The sequence below is a fragment of the Dietzia sp. IBK-p2-15D genome, assembly GCF_057773105.1.
Window position 1 is genome coordinate 298,585 of record NZ_JBYMTK010000003.1, and the last position, 17,047, is coordinate 315,631.

Genomic DNA, 17,047 nt, shown 5'->3' on the forward strand with positions numbered 1-17,047 from the left:
GGTTATCGCCGACGAGCGGCGCGTGGGTTCGTGGGCGACGACGGAGAGATGGCACCATGTCGCACGTGGACACTCCCTCCGATCCCGTGACGGTGCTCGCGTATGCGGCCGAGCCGATCATGTCGTTACGGGAGGACGAGGTCCCGCCCTGGCTGGACTACCAGGCCGTGGTCGCCGACCTCGCCGACGACGGGGTCTCCGCACCTGCACCGTTCGTCGAGGGCCTCCGGACCGTGGTGGACGAGGCCGGTGATCGAGGTCTGGACCTGAAAGTGGTCTACACCGAGGCGCCGGCGACCGTCTACACGGACGCCCGTGACCTCGCGGCGTTCCTGGGCGAGGAGTACGACGGCACGATCCTCGTGCGCACCCCGGTGTTCATCGGCAGCTCCAGCGACTCGATCCCGCGCCACCAACTCGAGGCCGGACAGGACGACGCCTGGGAGGAGTTCGACCCGGTGGCCTCCGCCGCGGTCTTCGCTCACAAGGTCACCGCCCCCGCTCCGCCATGGGGCGCCCTGACCGCGGCCGCGATCGTGGTCACCGTGCTCGCGCTCGTCGCCTTCGCGATCGTCCTGCGACGTCGCTCACGCTGAGAAGACGCCGAAACGTCGCTTTTCCGACAGCGGTGTCCAATTCGCGACACGCCGCCCGTCCTGCTGTTATGCAAGTTACAGCAGTGTATTTTGCCGACCGATGTTTCACATGTGTTCCCTGTGACCTACGGTGCTAAAGGAACACTAGGTTCTACCGAGTCGTGTTGAGGCTCCAGTGGCGCAGGGGAAGGCATCACCGGCCGCCGACACCGCCTCGGTCTCGCGTCCCGCCGTGCGGGTCGCGCGGTCAGCCGCACCCCGGTGCGGTCAGCGGAAGGTGAAACGTGGAGCCTGACCATTCGTCGAACCGTGCCCGAGGGGCGCGCACACGCAGGTATCCCGGAAGGGCACCCGGGCGGGCGGCACTGGCCGCGGTGCTGGTCCTGGGAACATCCGCCGGTGCGGTGCAGGCGCCGGTGGCCGGAGCCCAGCAGGTCACCGCGGTCGCGCCCGGCGACATCTCCGGCCTTATCCGTGCCGTCGCCGATGCCAGCGCCCGACTGGACCAGACCCGCGAGGAGATCGCGGTCAGCCGGGAGGGCGTCAACAAGAGCCTGGTCGACCTCCAGATGGCCCGGATCGAACTCGACCGGGCCATCGCCGAGGCAGACCGCACCTCCGCCGAACGCGAGCAGGCGGAGTCCGGCGTCGAGTCCGCGCGCGGCACCCTCGACGACTATTCACGGCTGTTGCACCGGCAGGGAACCGCACCGGGCGCGGCGTCGGCGATCCTCGATCCCGGCGGGCCGGCGGATGCCGGGCTGCGCCAGGAGTATCTCCAGCGAGCCGCGGCCGACCAGCGCACCGTGGTGGGGGAGATGGTGGCGGCCGCCGATGAGGCCACCCGGCGCGAGTCCGAGGCAGTGGCCGCCCGCGACTCCGCCGAGCAGCGTTACTCGGACGCCGCCGAGCGTCGGGCCTCCGCCGAGGCGGAGGTCTCCAGGGTCGCGGGCGACGTCACCGCGCTGGAGGACCGGGTCGTCGCGCTGACCCGTGAACTGGACGAACACCGCGCCGCCCTCGCGGAGTCGGGTGCCACCCCGGCGGGCCCACGGGTCGACGCCGCGGACGCGGTCGACGCAGAGGCGATGCGCGCGGAGGCCCTCAGTGTCCTCGCGGGCCAGCCGGAGGCCGGGGAGCAGGCGGCCGACATCGCCTCCGCGCTCCCGTCGCATCTCGACCTGGGTGCGGTCCGGCAGTTCGCCGGGGGCTCTTCGGACGAGGCGACCCGCGCCATCGGAGGGACCATCGACGCCGGCAGCGTGGGCGCGGCCGTCGACGCCGGCATCAACGGTGACACCGAGGCGATCGTGCAGCAGGTCGCCGACGCGATCAGCCGGGCCGACTTCGGCTCGATCGCCCAGGGGCCGGCGGCGCCCGGGCCGGGCGCCGGCCAGGGCGGGAATGCCGGGACCCCCTCGAACAGTGCTCGCGTGGAGACCGTCGTCAACCGCGCCCTCTCCCAGCTCGGGATGCCGTACGCGTGGGGAGGCGGCGATGCCAACGGGCCCACCCGTGGCATCCGCGACGGCGGGGTCGCCGACTGGCACGGTGACTACAACAAGATCGGCTTCGACTGTTCGGGGTTGATGATCTACGCGTTCGCCGGGATCGGCAAGGCGCTCCCGCACTACACCGGCTACCAGTACACCGCCGGGCCGCAGTTCCCGGTGGCCACGCGACAGCGGGGCGACATGCTGTTCTGGCCCGGCCACGTGGCCCTATACCTCGGCGACGGCAAGATGGTCGAGGCACCCCAATCCGGTGACGTCGTGAAGATCTCGCCGGTGCGAATGGCCGGGATCTCGCCGATGGTGGTCCGGTTGGTCTGACCGCGGCACCGGTACTGTCGTCCCCAACCCGTTCGGACGGCCCCGGCAGGGCGCCCGGAACACCCGACCACGCGAAGGAGCCCTCCGCGGTGAGCGATCCCCATCCCGAACAGTCGAGCCGTCCCGGCGAGCCCCCCGTGAGCGCGTCGACGGCCGCGGAGGACGCACGTCTCCTCGAGCGAGCGGTCTACGAGGTCAAGAAGGTCGTGGTGGGCCAAGACCGACTTATCGAGATGATCCTCGTCGGCCTCCTCTCGCGGGGTCACATCCTGCTCGAGGGCGTCCCGGGCGTGGCCAAGACCCTCACCGTGGAGACCTTCGCCACCGTGGTGGGGGGGAGTTTCCGGCGGCTCCAGTTCACCCCGGACCTCGTCCCCGCCGACATCGTCGGCACCCGCATCTACCGGCAGGGCCGCGAGGAGTTCGATGTCGAGCTCGGCCCCATCCTGGCGAACTTCGTGCTCGCGGACGAGATCAACCGTGCACCCGCCAAGGTCCAGTCCGCGCTGCTCGAGGTCATGGCCGAGGGGCACGTCTCGATCGGCGGTCAGACCTTCCCCATGCCCAGCCCGTTCCTCGTCATGGCCACGCAGAACCCCATCGAGAGCGAGGGTGTCTACCAGCTGCCGGAGGCACAACGGGACCGCTTCCTGTTCAAGCTCGTCATGGATTACCCCACCCCGGAGGAGGAACGCGAGATCGTCTACCGGATGGGCTCGACCCCGCCGGAACCCACGCGGGTCCTCGGCGTCGACGCCCTCATCCGGTTGCAGAAGGCCGTCCGCGAGGTGTTCGTCCATCACGCGTTGGTCGACTACGTCGTCCGCGTCACGGTGGCCACCCGCGAACCCGCACGGCACGGGCTGGAGGACGTCGCGCGGTGGCTCTCCTACGGCGCCTCTCCCCGTGCGACGCTCGGGGCCGTCACCGCAGCCCGTGCGCTCGCCCTGGTGCGGGGACGCGACTACGTGGTGCCGCAGGACGTGATCGACGTCCTGCCGGCCGTCCTCCGGCACCGTCTCGTTCTGACCTATGACGCGCTGGCCGACGAGGTCACCGCCGACACCGTGGTGCGACGCGTGCTCGAAGCCGTACCGCTCCCACAGATCAGCGCGGTTCCCGCCCAGGCCGGCCCGCCGCCGTCACGGTGACCGCCGCGGACGAGGGCAGACGCGACGACCCCGTCGACGCGTCGTCCCGTGCGGCCCTGGCCCAGCTGGAACTGCTCGTCACGCGCCGTCTCGACGGGGTACTCAACGGCGACCACCGCGGACTGCTGCCCGGGCCGGGCACCGAGCCCGGGGAGGCGCGGGCCTACGAACCCGGGGACGACGTCCGAACGATGGACTGGTCCGTCACCGCCAGGACCACCGTCCCGCACATCCGTCAGACCATCGCCGACCGCGAGCTCGAGACGTGGCTGGTCGTCGACCTCTCGCCGAGTCTCGACGTGGAGGGCCGGCACGGAGCCAAGCGGCGACTGGTCGAGGCCGCCGTCGCCACCGTCGGCTTCCTCTCGGCGGGCGGTGGTAGCCGGGTCGGCATGGTCCTCACCGGGGACGGACGCCCACGCGTCCTGCGGGCGACCGGCGGACGGGACCACGTCCGACGCCTACTGGAGGAGGTGGCGCGGTCGACACCACGCGTCACGCCGGGGGGCTCGCTCGACGATTGCCTCCACGCCGTCCGGAACGCCGCTCGCCGGCACGGCCTGGTGGTGGTGATCTCCGACTTCCTGTCCGAGGTGGACTGGGAACGGTCGCTGCGCGTCCTGGGCACCCGCCACGAGTTCCTCGCCGTCCACGTGGCGGACCCACTCGACATCGCACTCCCGGCCGTGGGCGCCGCCCTGCTGCAGGATCCCGCCACCGGGGAGGTCCTCGAACTCGACGTCGATGACGCGCTCGCCGCCGACTACCGCCGAACCGCCGGTGAGCAACGCGACCGCGTCCACTCCGCGCTCCGGCGGTGCGGCGCACCCGTCCTCGCCCTGCGGACCGACCGTGACTGGATCCGTGACGTCATCGACTTCGTCGGTGTGCGCCGCCAGGGCGGCCTGCCGACCGGCGACAATCTCGTCCGCGACCTCCCCGACGACCGGCCCGGGACGCAGGAGGTGGCGACGCGATGAGCCTGTCCGAGTTCCAGCATCCGCTCTGGCTGATCCTGCTGGTCGTTCCACTGGCACTCGCCGTGGGATACGTCATCGCGCTGCGGTCCAAGAAGCGCCGGACCGTGCGGTTCGGCAACTTCGGGGTCCTCCGGACCGTCGATCGCCGAGGACGCCGCTGGTTCACGCACGTCCCGGCCGTGCTCCTGGTGCTGTCACTGCTCTCCCTTGTGGTGGCCCTCGCCGGCCCACAGCGCGAACAGAAGGTTCCACGGAACCGGGCGACCGTCATGCTCGTCGTCGACGTGTCCCTGTCCATGGAGGCCACCGACGTCTCCCCGTCGCGACTCGAGGCCGCACAGCAGGCCGCCACGACCTTCGCGAACAACCTCACCCAGGGCGTCAACCTGGGCCTGGTCTCCTACGCGGGCACCGCCTCGATGCTCGTCGCCCCCACCACGGACCGGGGACCGGTGGTCCGCGCGGTCGAGCGACTCAGGCTCGACGAGCGCACCGCCACCGGGGAGGCCATCTACACCGCCACCCAGGCGATCACCACGTTCACCGAAAGCCTGGGCGGACCCGACCAGGCACCCCCGGCGAGGATCGTCCTGCTCTCCGACGGCAAGGAGACCGTCCCCGCCGACCCCACCGAGGAGCGGGGCGCGTTCACCGCCGCCGAACGGGCCTCGGAGGCCGGCATACCCGTCTCCACCATCTCGTTCGGCACCCTGTACGGCACCGTCGACATCCAGGGCAGGCCGCAGCCCGTGCCCGTCGACGACGCGTCCCTGCGACAGATCGCCGACATCTCGGGGGGCGACTTTTTCACCGCCTCCAGTCTCGAGGAACTCGACTCCGTGTACCGCACCCTCGAGGAACAGATCGGCTACGAGTGGAAGAAGGCCGACGCCTCCCGCCCCTGGCTCGTCATCGGCACCCTGCTGGCCATGCTCGCGGCGGTCGGGTCACTGACCGCGCACCGGCGGATCCCGTGACACCGACCGGGACCCGAGTGCGGACCAGCGCCGGACCGCCCGCCCCGGCTCGCTAGGGTGGGGGACATGGTTTCCGAGAGCACGCCCGGCACCACCCCCCGAACGGTCCTCGTGACCGGAGGTAACCGCGGGATCGGGCGGGCGGTGGCCGAGCGGCTCCATGCCGACGGCCACCGCGTCGCCGTCACCCACCGCGGGTCCGGGGCCCCCGAAGGGCTCTTCGGAGTGCAGTGCGATGTGACCGACCCCGACTCGGTCGACGCCGCCTTCACCGCCGTCGAGGCCGAGTACGGCCCCGTGGAGGTGGTGGTCTCCAACGCGGGGACCACCGAGGACACCCTGCTCATGCGGATGAAGGACGAGCAGTTCACCAGCGTGGTGGACGCCAACCTCTCGGGCGCGTTCCGGGTGGCCAAGCGTGCCTCCCGCGGGATGTTGCGGGCCCGGTTCGGTCGCCTGATCTTCATCGGTTCGGTGGTCGGGCAGTCGGGCACCGCGGGGCAGGTGAACTACGCCTCGTCGAAGGCCGGTCTGGTCGGCATGGCACGCTCGCTCACCCGCGAACTCGGGTCCCGCAGCATCACCGCGAACGTCGTGGCGCCGGGTTTCATCGACACCGACATGACCGCCGGTCTCGATGACAAGACGCAGGAGCAGGCGATCGCGGCGATCCCGCTCGGACGCAAGGGGTCGGCCGGAGACGTGGCCGGGATCGTGAGTTTTCTCGCCGGTGACGACGCCGGCTACATCTCCGGGGCCGTGATCCCGGTCGACGGCGGAATGGGAATGGGGCACTGACATGAGCCAGACCGACACGGGCGAGAAGGTGGAGACCGGCTCCGGGCTGCTCTCCGGTAAGACGATCCTCGTCACGGGCGTCATCACCGATGCCTCCATCGCGTTCCACATCGCCAAGCACTGCCAACTGCACGGTGCGCAGGTCATCCTCACCGCCTTCGGCCGCCCGTCGTTGGTCAAAGCCATCGCCAAACGCCTGCCCGAGCGTCCGCCTGTGATCGAGTTGGACGTCCAGAGTGAGGACGATCTGGCCGCGCTGGCCGACCGGGTGCGGGAGCACGCCGACTCGCTGGACGGCGTCGTGCACTCGATCGGGTTCGCGCCGCCCAGCTGTCTCGGGGATCCCTTCCTCGACGCGCCCTGGAAGGACGTGGCCGTGGCACTCGAGGTCTCCGCCTACTCGTACGCGTCGCTGGCGAAGGCCGTGCATCCCCTGCTGAACCGCGGTGCGTCGATCATCGGCCTGGACTTCGACCCCCGGTTCTCCATGCCGTTCTACAACTGGATGTCGGTCGCCAAGAACGCCCTCGAGGCGGTCAACCGCTATGTCGCCCGCGACCTGGGTCCAGAGGGGATCCGCTCGAACCTCATCGCCGCCGGGCCCGTCAAGACGCTCGCGGCGAAGGCGATCGCGGGGGAGGCACTCGGACCCGGTGGCGAGCTGGACCAGATGCAGGACGAGTGGGACCGGCGGGCCCCGTTGGGATGGGACGTCGACGACCCCACCGCGGTGGCCACGACGGCCGTCGCCCTGCTCTCGGACCTCATGACCGCCACGACCGGCACGGTGATCTACGCGGACGGCGGCGCGGGGACGGTCTCGTTCAGCGGACAGGAGAAGTGACATGACAGGATCGACGGACGACACCGCGGGGCAGGTCGACACCGTGGGGCAGGTCGACGCCCTGCTCGTGCTCTCATTCGGCGGGCCGGAGGGGCAGGAGGACGTGATCCCGTTCCTGGAGAACGTCACCCGGGGCCGGGGGATCCCGCAGGAGCGCCTAGAGGAGGTGGCCACCCACTACCGCCACCTGGGCGGCCGCAGCCCGATCAACGACCTCAACCGCGAGATCATCGCGAATGTCGAGGCCGAACTGGCCCGCCGCGGCCGCGACCTGCCCGTCTACTTCGGCAACCGCAACTGGACCCCGTACCTCGAGGACACCCTCATGCGGATGAGAGACGATGGCGTCCGCACCGCGGCGGTGTTCGTCACCTCGGCATGGGGTGGATACTCCGGGTGCGGGCAGTACCACGAGGACATCGAGCGGGCACGGGGCGCGGTCGAGAACGCTCCCACGCTCGTGCGCCTGGGACAGTTCCACGACCACCCGAAGTTCGTCGATCGCTTCGCCGCCGACCTGTCACGTGCCCTCGAGGACGCCCGGCAACTGGCCCGCGACGCCGACTCCGACGGTGCCGGGGTCGGTACGGGGGGAGAACCCCGACTGGTGTTCACCGCACACTCCGTCCCGACCACTGCCGACGCCACCGCCGGCCCCAAGAGACTCGGCGGTCACCTCTACAGCCGTCAGGTCAACGATGCCGCGCGTCTCGTCGCCGCGGCGGCCGGGGTGGACGAGTACGACGTCGTGTGGCAGTCCCGGTCGGGGCCACCGAGCGTGCCGTGGCTCGAACCGGACGTCGTGGACCACGTCCGGGACCTCGCGACGCATCAGGGGATACGTGACGTCGTGGTGTGCCCGGTCGGCTTCATCTCCGACCACGTCGAGGTGATCTGGGACCTCGACACCGAACTCGTCGAGGACACCGACGACCTCGGGGTGCGCATCACCCGGTGCGCGACCCCGGGCCCGTCTCACGAGTTCACCGAGATGATCCTGCAGATGCTCGACGAGGTCGAGACGGGGGAGCGGATCGAGCGGCTCGGTGACGTGCCGTCCCTGGGCTGTACCCGGAACGGCGCCCGGTGCGCGGTCGACTGTTGCCCGGCACCCTCGCGGAGAGCGTGACCTGACGCTCCGACGGTCCCGGTCCCCGGGCGTCGTCAGAAGGTTCTCAGCGCCGCCTCGCCGGCCGCGGCCACCGCGGACCGGCGTGCGGCGTCCTTCACCGCGACGAGTCGCCGGAGAACCGGCTCGCGCGCGGCGGGATCCACCCCGACCTCCGGCTGTGCCAGCGCGACGGAGGTGATCGCCTCCACCCGGTCGATCCTGTCCACCAGCTCGAGGACGCGGGACGGGAGCCCGGCCGGCAGGCGGGTGACGTGGGAACGGATGTCGATCCGGGCCACGTCGTTGGTGCGTACGGCGGTGCGTTCGATGAGGTCGGCGGCCTCCACGACGGCTCCACCCAGGTCGGCGAGCGCCTCCGAGGGGCCGGCCGGTTGGGGCGCGACGGGGCAGTCATGGACCCCGCGCGCCCGCCACCGCAGCACCTCGGGATGCGGTTGGACGCAGGTCAGGCACACGGCGTCCCGTGAGCCGGGGTCGCGGACGAGGATCCCCCACCCGGCGTCGGCCACGTCCGCGCGAACCGACGGGACCGGCGGCAGGCTCGAGGAGTCCCCGGGCGCCGTCGTGAGCAGGGACAGCGCCTCCGGCGCCGGATACGAACGCCCGGCGCGCCGCAGCGTCGTGACGAGCCCGGGCAGGAGTCCTGCCGGGCCGGCGGCGGGGGAGACCTCGGCGAGCATCGGGACAGGCGCTCCGACGATCTCCAACAGGTGCGACTCCGCCAGGCCGGAGACGTACGAGGTCAACTCGTCGAACGGTTGATCCGCCCACGCGGTGCGCAGGAGGTACAGCGGCAGCGGCCACGCCGGGGACAGCGCGGTACTGCGGGTGAGGGGTCGGGACATGACGATCAATCCTACCGGCGGTGTGCCGCCGGCACCCCCGGCGCGGCGACGGCTACCGTGTCTGGCCATGGCAGACATGTACGGCTCCGACATCCTGTCCGGCACGGCGCGACGCCACCGCCCGGAGGTCCCCGTCGTCGACGCCGAACGGGACCTGGTGGTGGAGGACGCCGAATCCGGGTTCTGCGGCGCCGTGGTGGGTTTCGACCGGTCCTACGACGGCGAGTTCGTCAAACTGGAGGACCGGCGCGGTCGGGTGCGCCTCTTCGCGATGACCCCCTCGGCGTTCCTCATCGACGGCTCCCCGGTCACCCTGCGGAAGCCGGCCCCGGCAACGCGGCGGGGGCCCGCGGTCACCGCGTCGGGGTCGCGGAAGGTCGAGGGACTGCGGGCCCGCACGGCCCGCGCGGGGCGAATCTGGGTCGAGGGCATCCACGACGCCGCGCTCGTGGAGAAGATCTGGGGCCACGATCTGCGGGTCGAGGGCGTGGTGGTCGAACCGCTGCACGGGATCGACGATCTGCACGCGCTGGTCACCGAGTTCGGCCCCACCCGTCAGGCGAGACTCGGCGTGTTGGTGGACCACCTCGTCGAGGGCAGCAAGGAATCGCGGATCGTTGCCGGACTGGGGCAGGACGTCCTCGTGACCGGCCACCCGTACGTGGACATCTGGCAGGCGGTCAAACCCTCCGCCGTGGGGATCCGCGAATGGCCGGTGGTCCCCCGCGGCGAGGACTGGAAGACGGGGATCTGCCGGCGGCTGGGCTGGGGCGAACCCGCCGACGGGTTCCGCCACGTGCTCGCCTCCGTGAGCACCTACCGGGACATCGAACCCGCGTTGCTAGGAGCGGTGGAGAGGTTGGTCGACTTCGTCACCGAACCGGCCTGACCGGCAGCGTGGCGTCGAGGACCATCCCCACCAGTCCGATCAGGGCGAACCCAGCGGTGGCCCACAGTGCGGCCGTACCGTCACCCTCGGTCAGGGAATGCCCCAGGAGGACCGCGGCGACGGTCCCGGGCGCACTGCCGATGAGGGTGGCCAGCAGGAACTGCGGGTAGGAGATCGAGGTCAGCGCGGCGGCGTAGTTGACCACCGAGAACGGCACCGCGGGTACCAGCCGCAAACTGCCCACCGAGAGCCACCCGCGCCGACGCAGTCGTGCGTCGATCGAGGCCACCCGCGGATCCGCACGCAACGCGGCTGTCCGGTCGTGACCGAGGCGACGGACCCCGGCGAACGCCAGTGTCGCCGCGATGCCGGTGGCCACGAGAGACCACGGGATGGCCACGGCCGGGGTGAACAGGACCGCGGCGGTGTAGGTGAAGGTCGACCGGGGGATGGGCGAGACAGTGACGAGCGCGTAGGCGGCGAAGAAGGCAACGGGGAACCACGGACCCAGTCGCGTGGCCCAGTCACGGAACTGCTCCAGCCCCGGGGTCGGCACGAGGGTCGCGACCAGGACCACCAGCGCGACGGCCGCCACCCACGCCAACACCCGGTTCCGCACCGGGACGACTGTAGTCGCCGTGGTCCGGATGTCGTCCCCCGCAGGTCCCCCTCACCGCGAGGGCGTGTTCCGGCTCCGGTGGGGCTGGACTAGAGTCCGGGGGTGACCCCCTTCACTCCACAAGAGAACGAGGTACCGGTGACCAGTTCGACCACAGGTCCAGACCTTCACTCCTGGTACGCCTCTGTGGGAGCCGTCCTCGCGAAGGCCGCCCGCAAGGATCCCGCCGACATGCCCGAGGACGCCTGGCGTGCACTGGTCGCCACCACACGCGACGGCATCGAGGTCAACCCGCTGTACACGCGGGAGGACGAGATCGCCGAGCGCCCCGCGCCCGGGCAGTTCCCCTTCGTCCGCGGCGGGGACCGGTCGGGGCTGCCGGAGAGCGGCTGGCACGTCAGCTCGCGCATCGAGGTCACGGGGGAGGCCTCGGAGGTCAACACCGAGATCCTGGACCTGTTGAACCAGGGTGTCTCGGCACTGTGGCTGTCCGCCGAGCCCGCCGAGCTGGGCGCGGTCCTCAAGGACGTCTACCTGGATCTGGCCCCGGTCACCTTCGATTCCGGTGCCCGCCTGGTCGAGGTCGCCGAGTCGTTCCTCGCCCTGCTCGACGAGCGCCGCACCGCAGGTGACGGGGTCGTCGACCGCGCCGCCGTCATCGCCGACCTGGGGGCCGCGCCCGTGACCGCCGCCTACGCGGGGACCGGAACGATCGAGCTCGACTCCGCGGTGCAGCTGGCCACGCGGGTCACGGAGCGCGAGGAGACCATCCGGACCTTCGTCGCCGACGGCACGGTCTTCCACGCCGACGGCGCCGGCGACGCCCAGGAGTTGGCCTACGCCGTGGCCGCCGGGCTGGAGTACGTGCGTGCGTTGATGACGGCGGGGTTGTCCGCCGCCGCCGCGCTGCGCCAGGTCTCGTTCCGGCTCGCCGCCACCGATGACCAGTTCGCGTCGATCGCCAAGTTCCGCGCGGGACGGCTCATGTGGGCCCGCGTCGCCGAACTCCTCGGCGCTCCCGAGGCCGGTGGCGCTCCGCAGAACGCGGTGACCTCCATGGCGATGATGTCGCGCCGGGACCCGTGGGTGAACATGCTCCGGACCACCCTCGCCGCGTTCGGTGCCGGGGTCGGCGGCGCCACCTCGGTGACGGTCCTCCCGTTCGATGCCTCGGTGCCGGGGGGCCTCGAGAGCACCTCCCGAGCCTTCGCCGCGCGTATCGCCCGCAACACCCAGCTCCTGCTGCTCGAGGAGTCCCATCTCGGCCACGTCGTGGACCCGGCCGGTGGCTCCTGGTACGTCGAGTCGCTCACCGACGCGCTCGCCGACGCCGCGTGGTCGGCCTTGCAGACGATCGAGGCGGAGGGCGGCCTGACCGCCGCGATCTCCTCGGGCACCGTCGCCGACGCCATCGCCCGCGTACGCGAGGCACGCGACGCCGACATCGCCCACCGCACGGCCCCGATCACCGGTGTGTCCGAATTCCCCAATCTCGACGAGCAGCCCCTCGACGCCTCCCGCCGTGGCGGCGACGACTACCGCTACGGCCGCGCGTTCGAGGACCTGCGGGACCGGTCCGACGCGCACCTGGAGGCCACCGGCTCCCGCCCGACCGTCCTGATCGCGGGCCTCGGCCCCCAGGCCGAGACGACTCCCCGCGTGACGTTCGTGGCCAACCTGCTCGCCGCCGGCGGCATCGAGGCACGCAATCCGGTCGTCACCGAGGCCGGGCAGTACGCCGGGGCGCACGAGGGCGAGCGGATCGCCGTGCTCTGCGGCGCGGACAAGCGCTACGCGACCGAGGGCGCCGACGCCGTCCGCGCCCTCCGGGACGCCGGGGTGTCGACGGTGTACCTCGCCGGCGCCGAGAAGGGCTTCCCCGCCGACGCCACCGACCGCCCGGACGGGTACCTGGCCCTCGGCATCGATGCCGTCGCCGCCCTGACCACCCTCCTCGACCAGCTGGGAGTGCAGTGACATGACGACGTTCCCCGATTTCAGCACCACCCCGTTGCGGGAGACCTCCGAGGGGGCGCCCCTGCCGGACGGTGTCGAGACCACGGCCGACCACGAGGTGGGTCCCGGCGTCGACGCGGACCCGACGTGGGAGACGCCGGAGGGTATCGACGTCAAGCGCGTCTACACCAAGGCCGACCGTGACGCCGTGGAGGCGGGCACCGCCCCGACCGACGACGGCGAGGAGGTCACCCCCTTCCCGTTGGACACGGTGCCGGGTGCGGCACCCTTCCTCCGCGGGCCCTACCCGTCGATGTACGTCAACCAGCCGTGGACCATCCGCCAGTACGCGGGGTTCTCCACGGCCGCCGAGTCCAACGCCTTCTACCGGCGCAACCTCGCAGCCGGCCAGAAGGGCCTGTCGGTCGCGTTCGACCTGGCCACGCACCGCGGGTACGACTCCGATCACCCGCGGGTCGCCGGCGACGTCGGCATGGCCGGGGTGGCGATCGACTCCATCCTGGACATGCGCGAGTTGTTCGACGGCATCGACCTGTCGTCGGTGTCGGTGTCGATGACGATGAACGGCGCCGTCCTGCCGATCCTCGCGTTCTACGTGGTGGCCGCCGAGGAGCAGGGGGTGACGCCGGACCAGCTCGCGGGGACCATCCAGAACGACATCCTCAAGGAGTTCATGGTCCGCAACACCTACATCTATCCGCCCAAGCCCTCCATGCGGATCATCTCGGACATCTTCGCCTACACGTCGAAGATGATGCCGCGCTTCAACTCGATCTCCATCTCCGGTTACCACATCCAGGAGGCCGGTGCGACGGCCGATCTCGAGCTGGCGTACACGCTGGCCGACGGCGTGGAGTACCTCCGCGCCGGTCTGGACGCCGGGTTGGACATCGACAAGTTCGCGCCCCGCCTGTCGTTCTTCTGGGCCATCGGCATGAACTTCTCCATGGAGATCGCCAAGCTGCGCGCGGGGCGTCTGCTGTGGAGCGAGCTGGTCGAGAAGTTCGGGCCGAAGAACGCCAAGTCCAAGTCGCTGCGGACCCACTCGCAGACGTCGGGGTGGTCCCTGACCGCGCAGGACGTCTTCAACAACGTCGCGCGGACCTGCATCGAGGCCATGGCCTCCACCCAGGGCCACACGCAGTCGCTGCACACCAACGCCCTCGACGAGGCCCTGGCACTGCCCACCGACTTCTCCGCGCGGATCGCCCGGAACACACAGCTGCTCCTGCAGCAGGAGTCCGGGACCACGCGGCCGATCGACCCGTGGGCCGGTTCGTACTACATCGAGTGGCTCACCGCCCAGCTCGCCGACAAGGCCCGTCTGCACCTCCTCGAGATCGAGGAGGCCGGCGGCATGGCCCAGGCGATCGGGGAGGGCATCCCCAAGCTCCGCATCGAAGAGGCCGCCGCCCGGACCCAGGCGCGCATCGACTCCGGTCGTCAGCCCGTGATCGGCGTGAACAAGTACGTCGTGACCGAGGATCAGGAGATCGACGTCCTCAAGGTCGACAACTCCCGGGTCCGCACCGAGCAGCTGGCGAAACTGGAGAAGCTGCGGGCGGAACGGGACGAGGACGCCTGCCAGGCGGCCCTGGCCCGCCTGACCGAGGCCGCCTCCGGCGGGGCGAGCAGCGAAATGGACGACAACCTCCTCGCCCTCGCGATCGACGCGGCCCGCGCGTACGCCAGCATCGGGGAGATCTCCGACGCGCTGGAGAAGGTCTACGGTCGTCACAAGGCCGAGATCAAGACCCTGTCCGGTGTGTACCGGCAGGAGGTCACCAAGGAGGGCGCCGTGGACAACGTCACCCGTGCCATGCGGATGGCCGACGCGTTCGCCGAGCAGGAGGGACGCCGTCCCCGCATCCTGCTGGCCAAGATGGGACAGGACGGCCACGACCGCGGCCAGAAGGTCGTGGGCACCGCGTTCGCCGACCTCGGGTTCGACGTCGACATGGGCCCGTTGTTCCAGACGCCGGAGGAGGTGGCCCAGCAGGCCGCCGACGCCGACGTGCACGTCGTGGGCGTGTCCTCCCTGGCCGCGGGTCACCTGACCCTGGTACCCGCACTGCGTTCGGCGCTCGCCGGGGTGGGTCGCGAGGACATCATGGTCACGGTCGGTGGCGTCATCCCGCCGGGTGACTTCCAGGAGCTCTACGATGCCGGGGCCGCCGCGATCTACCCGCCGGGCACCGTGATCGCCGAAGCTGCGATCGGGCTGCTCGATGCCCTCGCCGGCGAGCTCGGCCACGACCTCTCGTCGGCCGCCCCGGGTGAGGGGGCCGGCTCGGAGGTGACGTCCTGACCCGCCTCGGCTCCGGACCCGACCCGGCCGGTTCGGGCAACCTGTCGGGCAGTCTGTCGACCACGGCCGGCACCGGCTCGGTGCGTGGCCCGGTGCCCTCGGCCACCGGGCCGCGTCCGCGGCGCGAGATCGATGTCGACGCACTGCTCGCCGGCGTGCTCGAGGACTACCGGCCGATCCTCGCCCGCGCGATCACACTGCTGGAGTCCACGAACCCGGCACACCGGGAGAAGGCCCAACAGCTCCTGCTGGGCGCGCTGCCGCACGCCGGTGGGGCGCTGCGGATCGGCATCACCGGGGTGCCCGGGGTCGGCAAGTCGACGTTCATCGAGTCCTTCGGCCTGTATCTGGTGGAGCAGGGTCACAAGGTCGCGGTCCTCGCCGTCGACCCGTCGTCCACCCGCACCGGGGGTTCGATCCTCGGTGACAAGACCCGCATGGCCACCCTGTCCACGGAACCGAGGGCCTACATCCGGCCCTCGCCCACGTCCGGCACGCTCGGGGGCGTGGCCAAGGCCACGCGGGAGACGATGGTCCTGCTCGAGGCCGCCGGGTTCGACGTGATCCTCGTGGAGACCGTCGGTGTCGGCCAGTCCGAGGTGACGGTGGCCGGGATGGTCGACTGCTTCACGTTCCTCACCCTCGCCCGCACCGGCGACCAGCTGCAGGGCATCAAGAAGGGTGTCCTCGAGTTGGCGGACATCGTCGCGGTGAACAAGGCTGACGGCCCGCACGTCAAGGACGCCTCGCGGGCCGCCCGCGAACTCGGGGCCGCCCTACGGTTGGTGCGTCCTGCCGACGCGGTGTGGAAGGTGCCCGTCCTGACCATGTCGGGACTGGAGGCCGAGGGACTGGACCGCTTCTGGGACGCCGTCCGCTCGCATCAGGACACGATGAACGGGATCGGCGAGGTGGAGGCGCGGAGGGCGCGTCAGCAGGTGGACTGGACGTGGTCCATGGTCCACGACACGCTGATGGCCCGGCTGGCCGCCGATCCGGAGGTGCGCAGGATCGCCCCGGAAGTGGAGCAACAGGTCCGCGAGGGCACGCTCACCGCGGCCCTCGCGGCGCAGGCCATCATCGACGCCTTCGACTCCTGAGCCCCGCCGGGCACCGTCTTGCGCAGTGCGCAATGCGCAGGCTTCGCACCGCCCCCGACCGCCCACACCAAATCCGCTACTCGCACTGCCAATCTGCTACTCGGAATCGGGTAGCGGATCCGGAGGGGGAGTAGCGGATTTCGTGTGCCGCGGCGCGGTCAGCGTTTGCGCAGTACGAACCCGACGGCGCTCATGTGCTGATCGTGCGCGACGAAGGTCCTGCGCATGGCGAGAACCCGTCGGCGGGCGTCGGCGTCGCGGAGGAGGTTTCGGACGATCCGGGCCACGCCGACGATGCCCTCGTCGGCGAGGACACGGCGGGGCTGAAGCAACGCCATCGGGCGGAGTTGGGTGCTCTCGACCTCGAAGCCGGCCTCGTCGAACAGGTGGGTCCACTCCGCTACGGTCAGTGGCCGCGCGTTCACCCGGATCGAACGGGCGAGGTCCTTGCGGATACCCGTCTTGATCTCGTCGTCCAGGGTGTCGGGGACCAGGCACAGTTCGTGGACCAGGTACCGCCCGTCCGTCCCGAGCACCCGGCTGGCCTCGGCCACGATCTGCCGCTTGGCCGAGTCGCCCTGCATGGTGAGCATGGCCTCGCCCACGACGATGTCGGCGGACGCGGTCTCCAGACCGGTTTCCTGGGCAGTCGCCACCACCAGTTCACCCCGGCCTCCGATTGCGTGGCGCGCGACGGCGACGGCGTCGGCATCCGAGTCCACGCCCACATACGAGGCCGGGCTCTCGTCGAGCAGCAGTGTCGCTGTCAACCCCAGTCCGGGAGCGAACTCCACTACGCGTTTGCCCGTCACGGTGGTGGCCGAGACGAGCCAGCCGGACAGTTCCTTACCGCCCGGACGAAGGACCTTCTTGCCCATACGCGCCAGGAGCCAGTGCCCGGCGACGGACTCGGGGTCCCGGTCGTGCTGGGGGAGCGGACTGGCGGTCATGTGGGAACCTCCTCGGGGATGCGGCGCCGACACCTGAAGGTCGCGGCGT

The 17,047-nt window shown here is 71.0% G+C and carries 15 protein-coding genes; 12 read left to right on the forward strand and 3 right to left on the reverse strand.

Going from position 1 to position 17,047, the window contains the following annotated elements:
* Positions 1 to 56 precede the first annotated feature (56 nt).
* From AC3DEV_RS06590 to AC3DEV_RS06625, 8 genes are all read left to right on the forward strand, one after another.
* Complete coding sequence (locus AC3DEV_RS06590) at positions 57 to 596, forward strand: Rv1476 family membrane protein (RefSeq protein ID WP_067714361.1); 540 nt, start codon at positions 57 to 59, stop codon at positions 594 to 596.
* Positions 597 to 880: 284 nt separating this feature from the next.
* The gene (locus AC3DEV_RS06595; protein WP_488371628.1) at positions 881 to 2,428 is read left to right on the forward strand and encodes an NlpC/P60 family protein; all 1,548 of its coding nucleotides are present in this window, start codon (positions 881 to 883) and stop codon (positions 2,426 to 2,428) included.
* A 137-nt stretch (positions 2,429 to 2,565) separates the two neighbouring features.
* On the forward strand, positions 2,566 to 3,579 hold the full coding sequence (locus AC3DEV_RS06600) for an AAA family ATPase (protein WP_067714538.1): 1,014 nt from the start codon (positions 2,566 to 2,568) through the stop codon (positions 3,577 to 3,579).
* Positions 3,576 to 4,559: a DUF58 domain-containing protein gene (locus tag AC3DEV_RS06605; RefSeq protein WP_256819321.1), complete on the forward strand. Its 984-nt coding sequence runs from the start codon at positions 3,576 to 3,578 to the stop codon at positions 4,557 to 4,559. Before AC3DEV_RS06600 ends, AC3DEV_RS06605 begins: the two co-directional genes overlap by 4 nt.
* Positions 4,556 to 5,536 (forward strand): VWA domain-containing protein, encoded by a 981-nt coding sequence (locus tag AC3DEV_RS06610; RefSeq protein ID WP_259821881.1) that lies wholly within the window; start codon positions 4,556 to 4,558, stop codon positions 5,534 to 5,536. The genes AC3DEV_RS06605 and AC3DEV_RS06610 overlap by 4 nt, the downstream gene beginning before the upstream one ends.
* A gap of 66 nt (positions 5,537 to 5,602) precedes the next feature.
* Positions 5,603 to 6,334: a 3-oxoacyl-ACP reductase FabG1 gene (gene fabG1 / locus AC3DEV_RS06615; RefSeq protein ID WP_154827434.1), complete on the forward strand. Its 732-nt coding sequence runs from the start codon at positions 5,603 to 5,605 to the stop codon at positions 6,332 to 6,334.
* A gap of 1 nt (position 6,335) precedes the next feature.
* The gene (gene inhA / locus AC3DEV_RS06620) at positions 6,336 to 7,178 is read left to right on the forward strand and encodes an NADH-dependent enoyl-ACP reductase InhA (protein WP_120283249.1); all 843 of its coding nucleotides are present in this window, start codon (positions 6,336 to 6,338) and stop codon (positions 7,176 to 7,178) included.
* 1 nt (position 7,179) lies between these two features.
* The gene (locus AC3DEV_RS06625) at positions 7,180 to 8,307 is read left to right on the forward strand and encodes a ferrochelatase (protein WP_132063335.1); all 1,128 of its coding nucleotides are present in this window, start codon (positions 7,180 to 7,182) and stop codon (positions 8,305 to 8,307) included.
* 35 nt (positions 8,308 to 8,342) lie between these two features.
* On the opposite strand, the gene AC3DEV_RS06630 is transcribed toward AC3DEV_RS06625, so the two are convergent.
* Positions 8,343 to 9,155, reverse strand: a complete 813-nt coding sequence (locus AC3DEV_RS06630) for a hypothetical protein (protein WP_119191692.1) — start codon at positions 9,153 to 9,155, stop codon at positions 8,343 to 8,345.
* A 76-nt stretch (positions 9,156 to 9,231) separates the two neighbouring features.
* On the opposite strand from AC3DEV_RS06630, the gene AC3DEV_RS06635 reads away from it, so the two are divergent.
* A complete protein-coding gene (locus AC3DEV_RS06635) occupies positions 9,232 to 10,044 on the forward strand; it encodes a DUF3097 domain-containing protein (RefSeq protein WP_488371695.1) in 813 nt (270 codons plus the stop codon).
* Here AC3DEV_RS06635 and AC3DEV_RS06640 read toward each other — a convergent pair.
* Complete coding sequence (locus AC3DEV_RS06640; protein ID WP_227022273.1) at positions 10,028 to 10,663, reverse strand: TVP38/TMEM64 family protein; 636 nt, start codon at positions 10,661 to 10,663, stop codon at positions 10,028 to 10,030. The two genes, AC3DEV_RS06635 and AC3DEV_RS06640, sit on opposite strands and share 17 nt — an antisense overlap.
* 138 nt (positions 10,664 to 10,801) lie before the next feature.
* Here AC3DEV_RS06640 and AC3DEV_RS06645 point away from each other — a divergent pair, with 138 nt between their 5' ends.
* The 3 genes from AC3DEV_RS06645 to meaB all read left to right on the forward strand — a co-directional run bounded on the left by AC3DEV_RS06645 (position 10,802) and on the right by meaB (position 16,048).
* Complete coding sequence (locus AC3DEV_RS06645) at positions 10,802 to 12,640, forward strand: methylmalonyl-CoA mutase family protein (RefSeq protein WP_488371629.1); 1,839 nt, start codon at positions 10,802 to 10,804, stop codon at positions 12,638 to 12,640.
* A gap of 1 nt (position 12,641) precedes the next feature.
* Entirely contained in the window at positions 12,642 to 14,948 is a 2,307-nt protein-coding gene (scpA, locus tag AC3DEV_RS06650; RefSeq protein ID WP_472981435.1) for a methylmalonyl-CoA mutase, read from the forward strand.
* Between the two features lie 92 nt (positions 14,949 to 15,040).
* Positions 15,041 to 16,048, forward strand: a complete 1,008-nt coding sequence (gene meaB / locus AC3DEV_RS06655) for a methylmalonyl Co-A mutase-associated GTPase MeaB (RefSeq protein ID WP_488371630.1) — start codon at positions 15,041 to 15,043, stop codon at positions 16,046 to 16,048.
* A gap of 158 nt (positions 16,049 to 16,206) precedes the next feature.
* On the opposite strand, the gene AC3DEV_RS06660 is transcribed toward meaB, so the two are convergent.
* Positions 16,207 to 16,998, reverse strand: coding sequence for a class I SAM-dependent methyltransferase (locus AC3DEV_RS06660; RefSeq protein ID WP_488371631.1), 792 nt, complete (start codon positions 16,996 to 16,998; stop codon positions 16,207 to 16,209).
* Positions 16,999 to 17,047: the final 49 nt, after the last annotated feature.

What these genes read in the sequence shown, in the direction of transcription:
- AC3DEV_RS06590 (WP_067714361.1), top strand. Translation starts at nt 57, where the DNA reads ATGTCGCACGTGGACACTCCCTCCGATCCCGTGACGGTGCTCGCGTAT.
- AC3DEV_RS06610 (WP_259821881.1), top strand. Translation starts at nt 4,556, where the DNA reads ATGAGCCTGTCCGAGTTCCAGCATCCGCTCTGGCTGATCCTGCTGGTC.
- fabG1 (WP_154827434.1), top strand. Translation starts at nt 5,603, where the DNA reads ATGGTTTCCGAGAGCACGCCCGGCACCACCCCCCGAACGGTCCTCGTG.
- inhA (WP_120283249.1), top strand. Translation starts at nt 6,336, where the DNA reads ATGAGCCAGACCGACACGGGCGAGAAGGTGGAGACCGGCTCCGGGCTG.
- AC3DEV_RS06625 (WP_132063335.1), top strand. Translation starts at nt 7,180, where the DNA reads ATGACAGGATCGACGGACGACACCGCGGGGCAGGTCGACACCGTGGGG.
- AC3DEV_RS06630 (WP_119191692.1), bottom strand. Translation starts at nt 9,155, where the DNA reads ATGTCCCGACCCCTCACCCGCAGTACCGCGCTGTCCCCGGCGTGGCCG.
- AC3DEV_RS06635 (WP_488371695.1), top strand. Translation starts at nt 9,232, where the DNA reads ATGTACGGCTCCGACATCCTGTCCGGCACGGCGCGACGCCACCGCCCG.
- scpA (WP_472981435.1), top strand. Translation starts at nt 12,642, where the DNA reads ATGACGACGTTCCCCGATTTCAGCACCACCCCGTTGCGGGAGACCTCC.
- AC3DEV_RS06660 (WP_488371631.1), bottom strand. Translation starts at nt 16,998, where the DNA reads ATGACCGCCAGTCCGCTCCCCCAGCACGACCGGGACCCCGAGTCCGTC.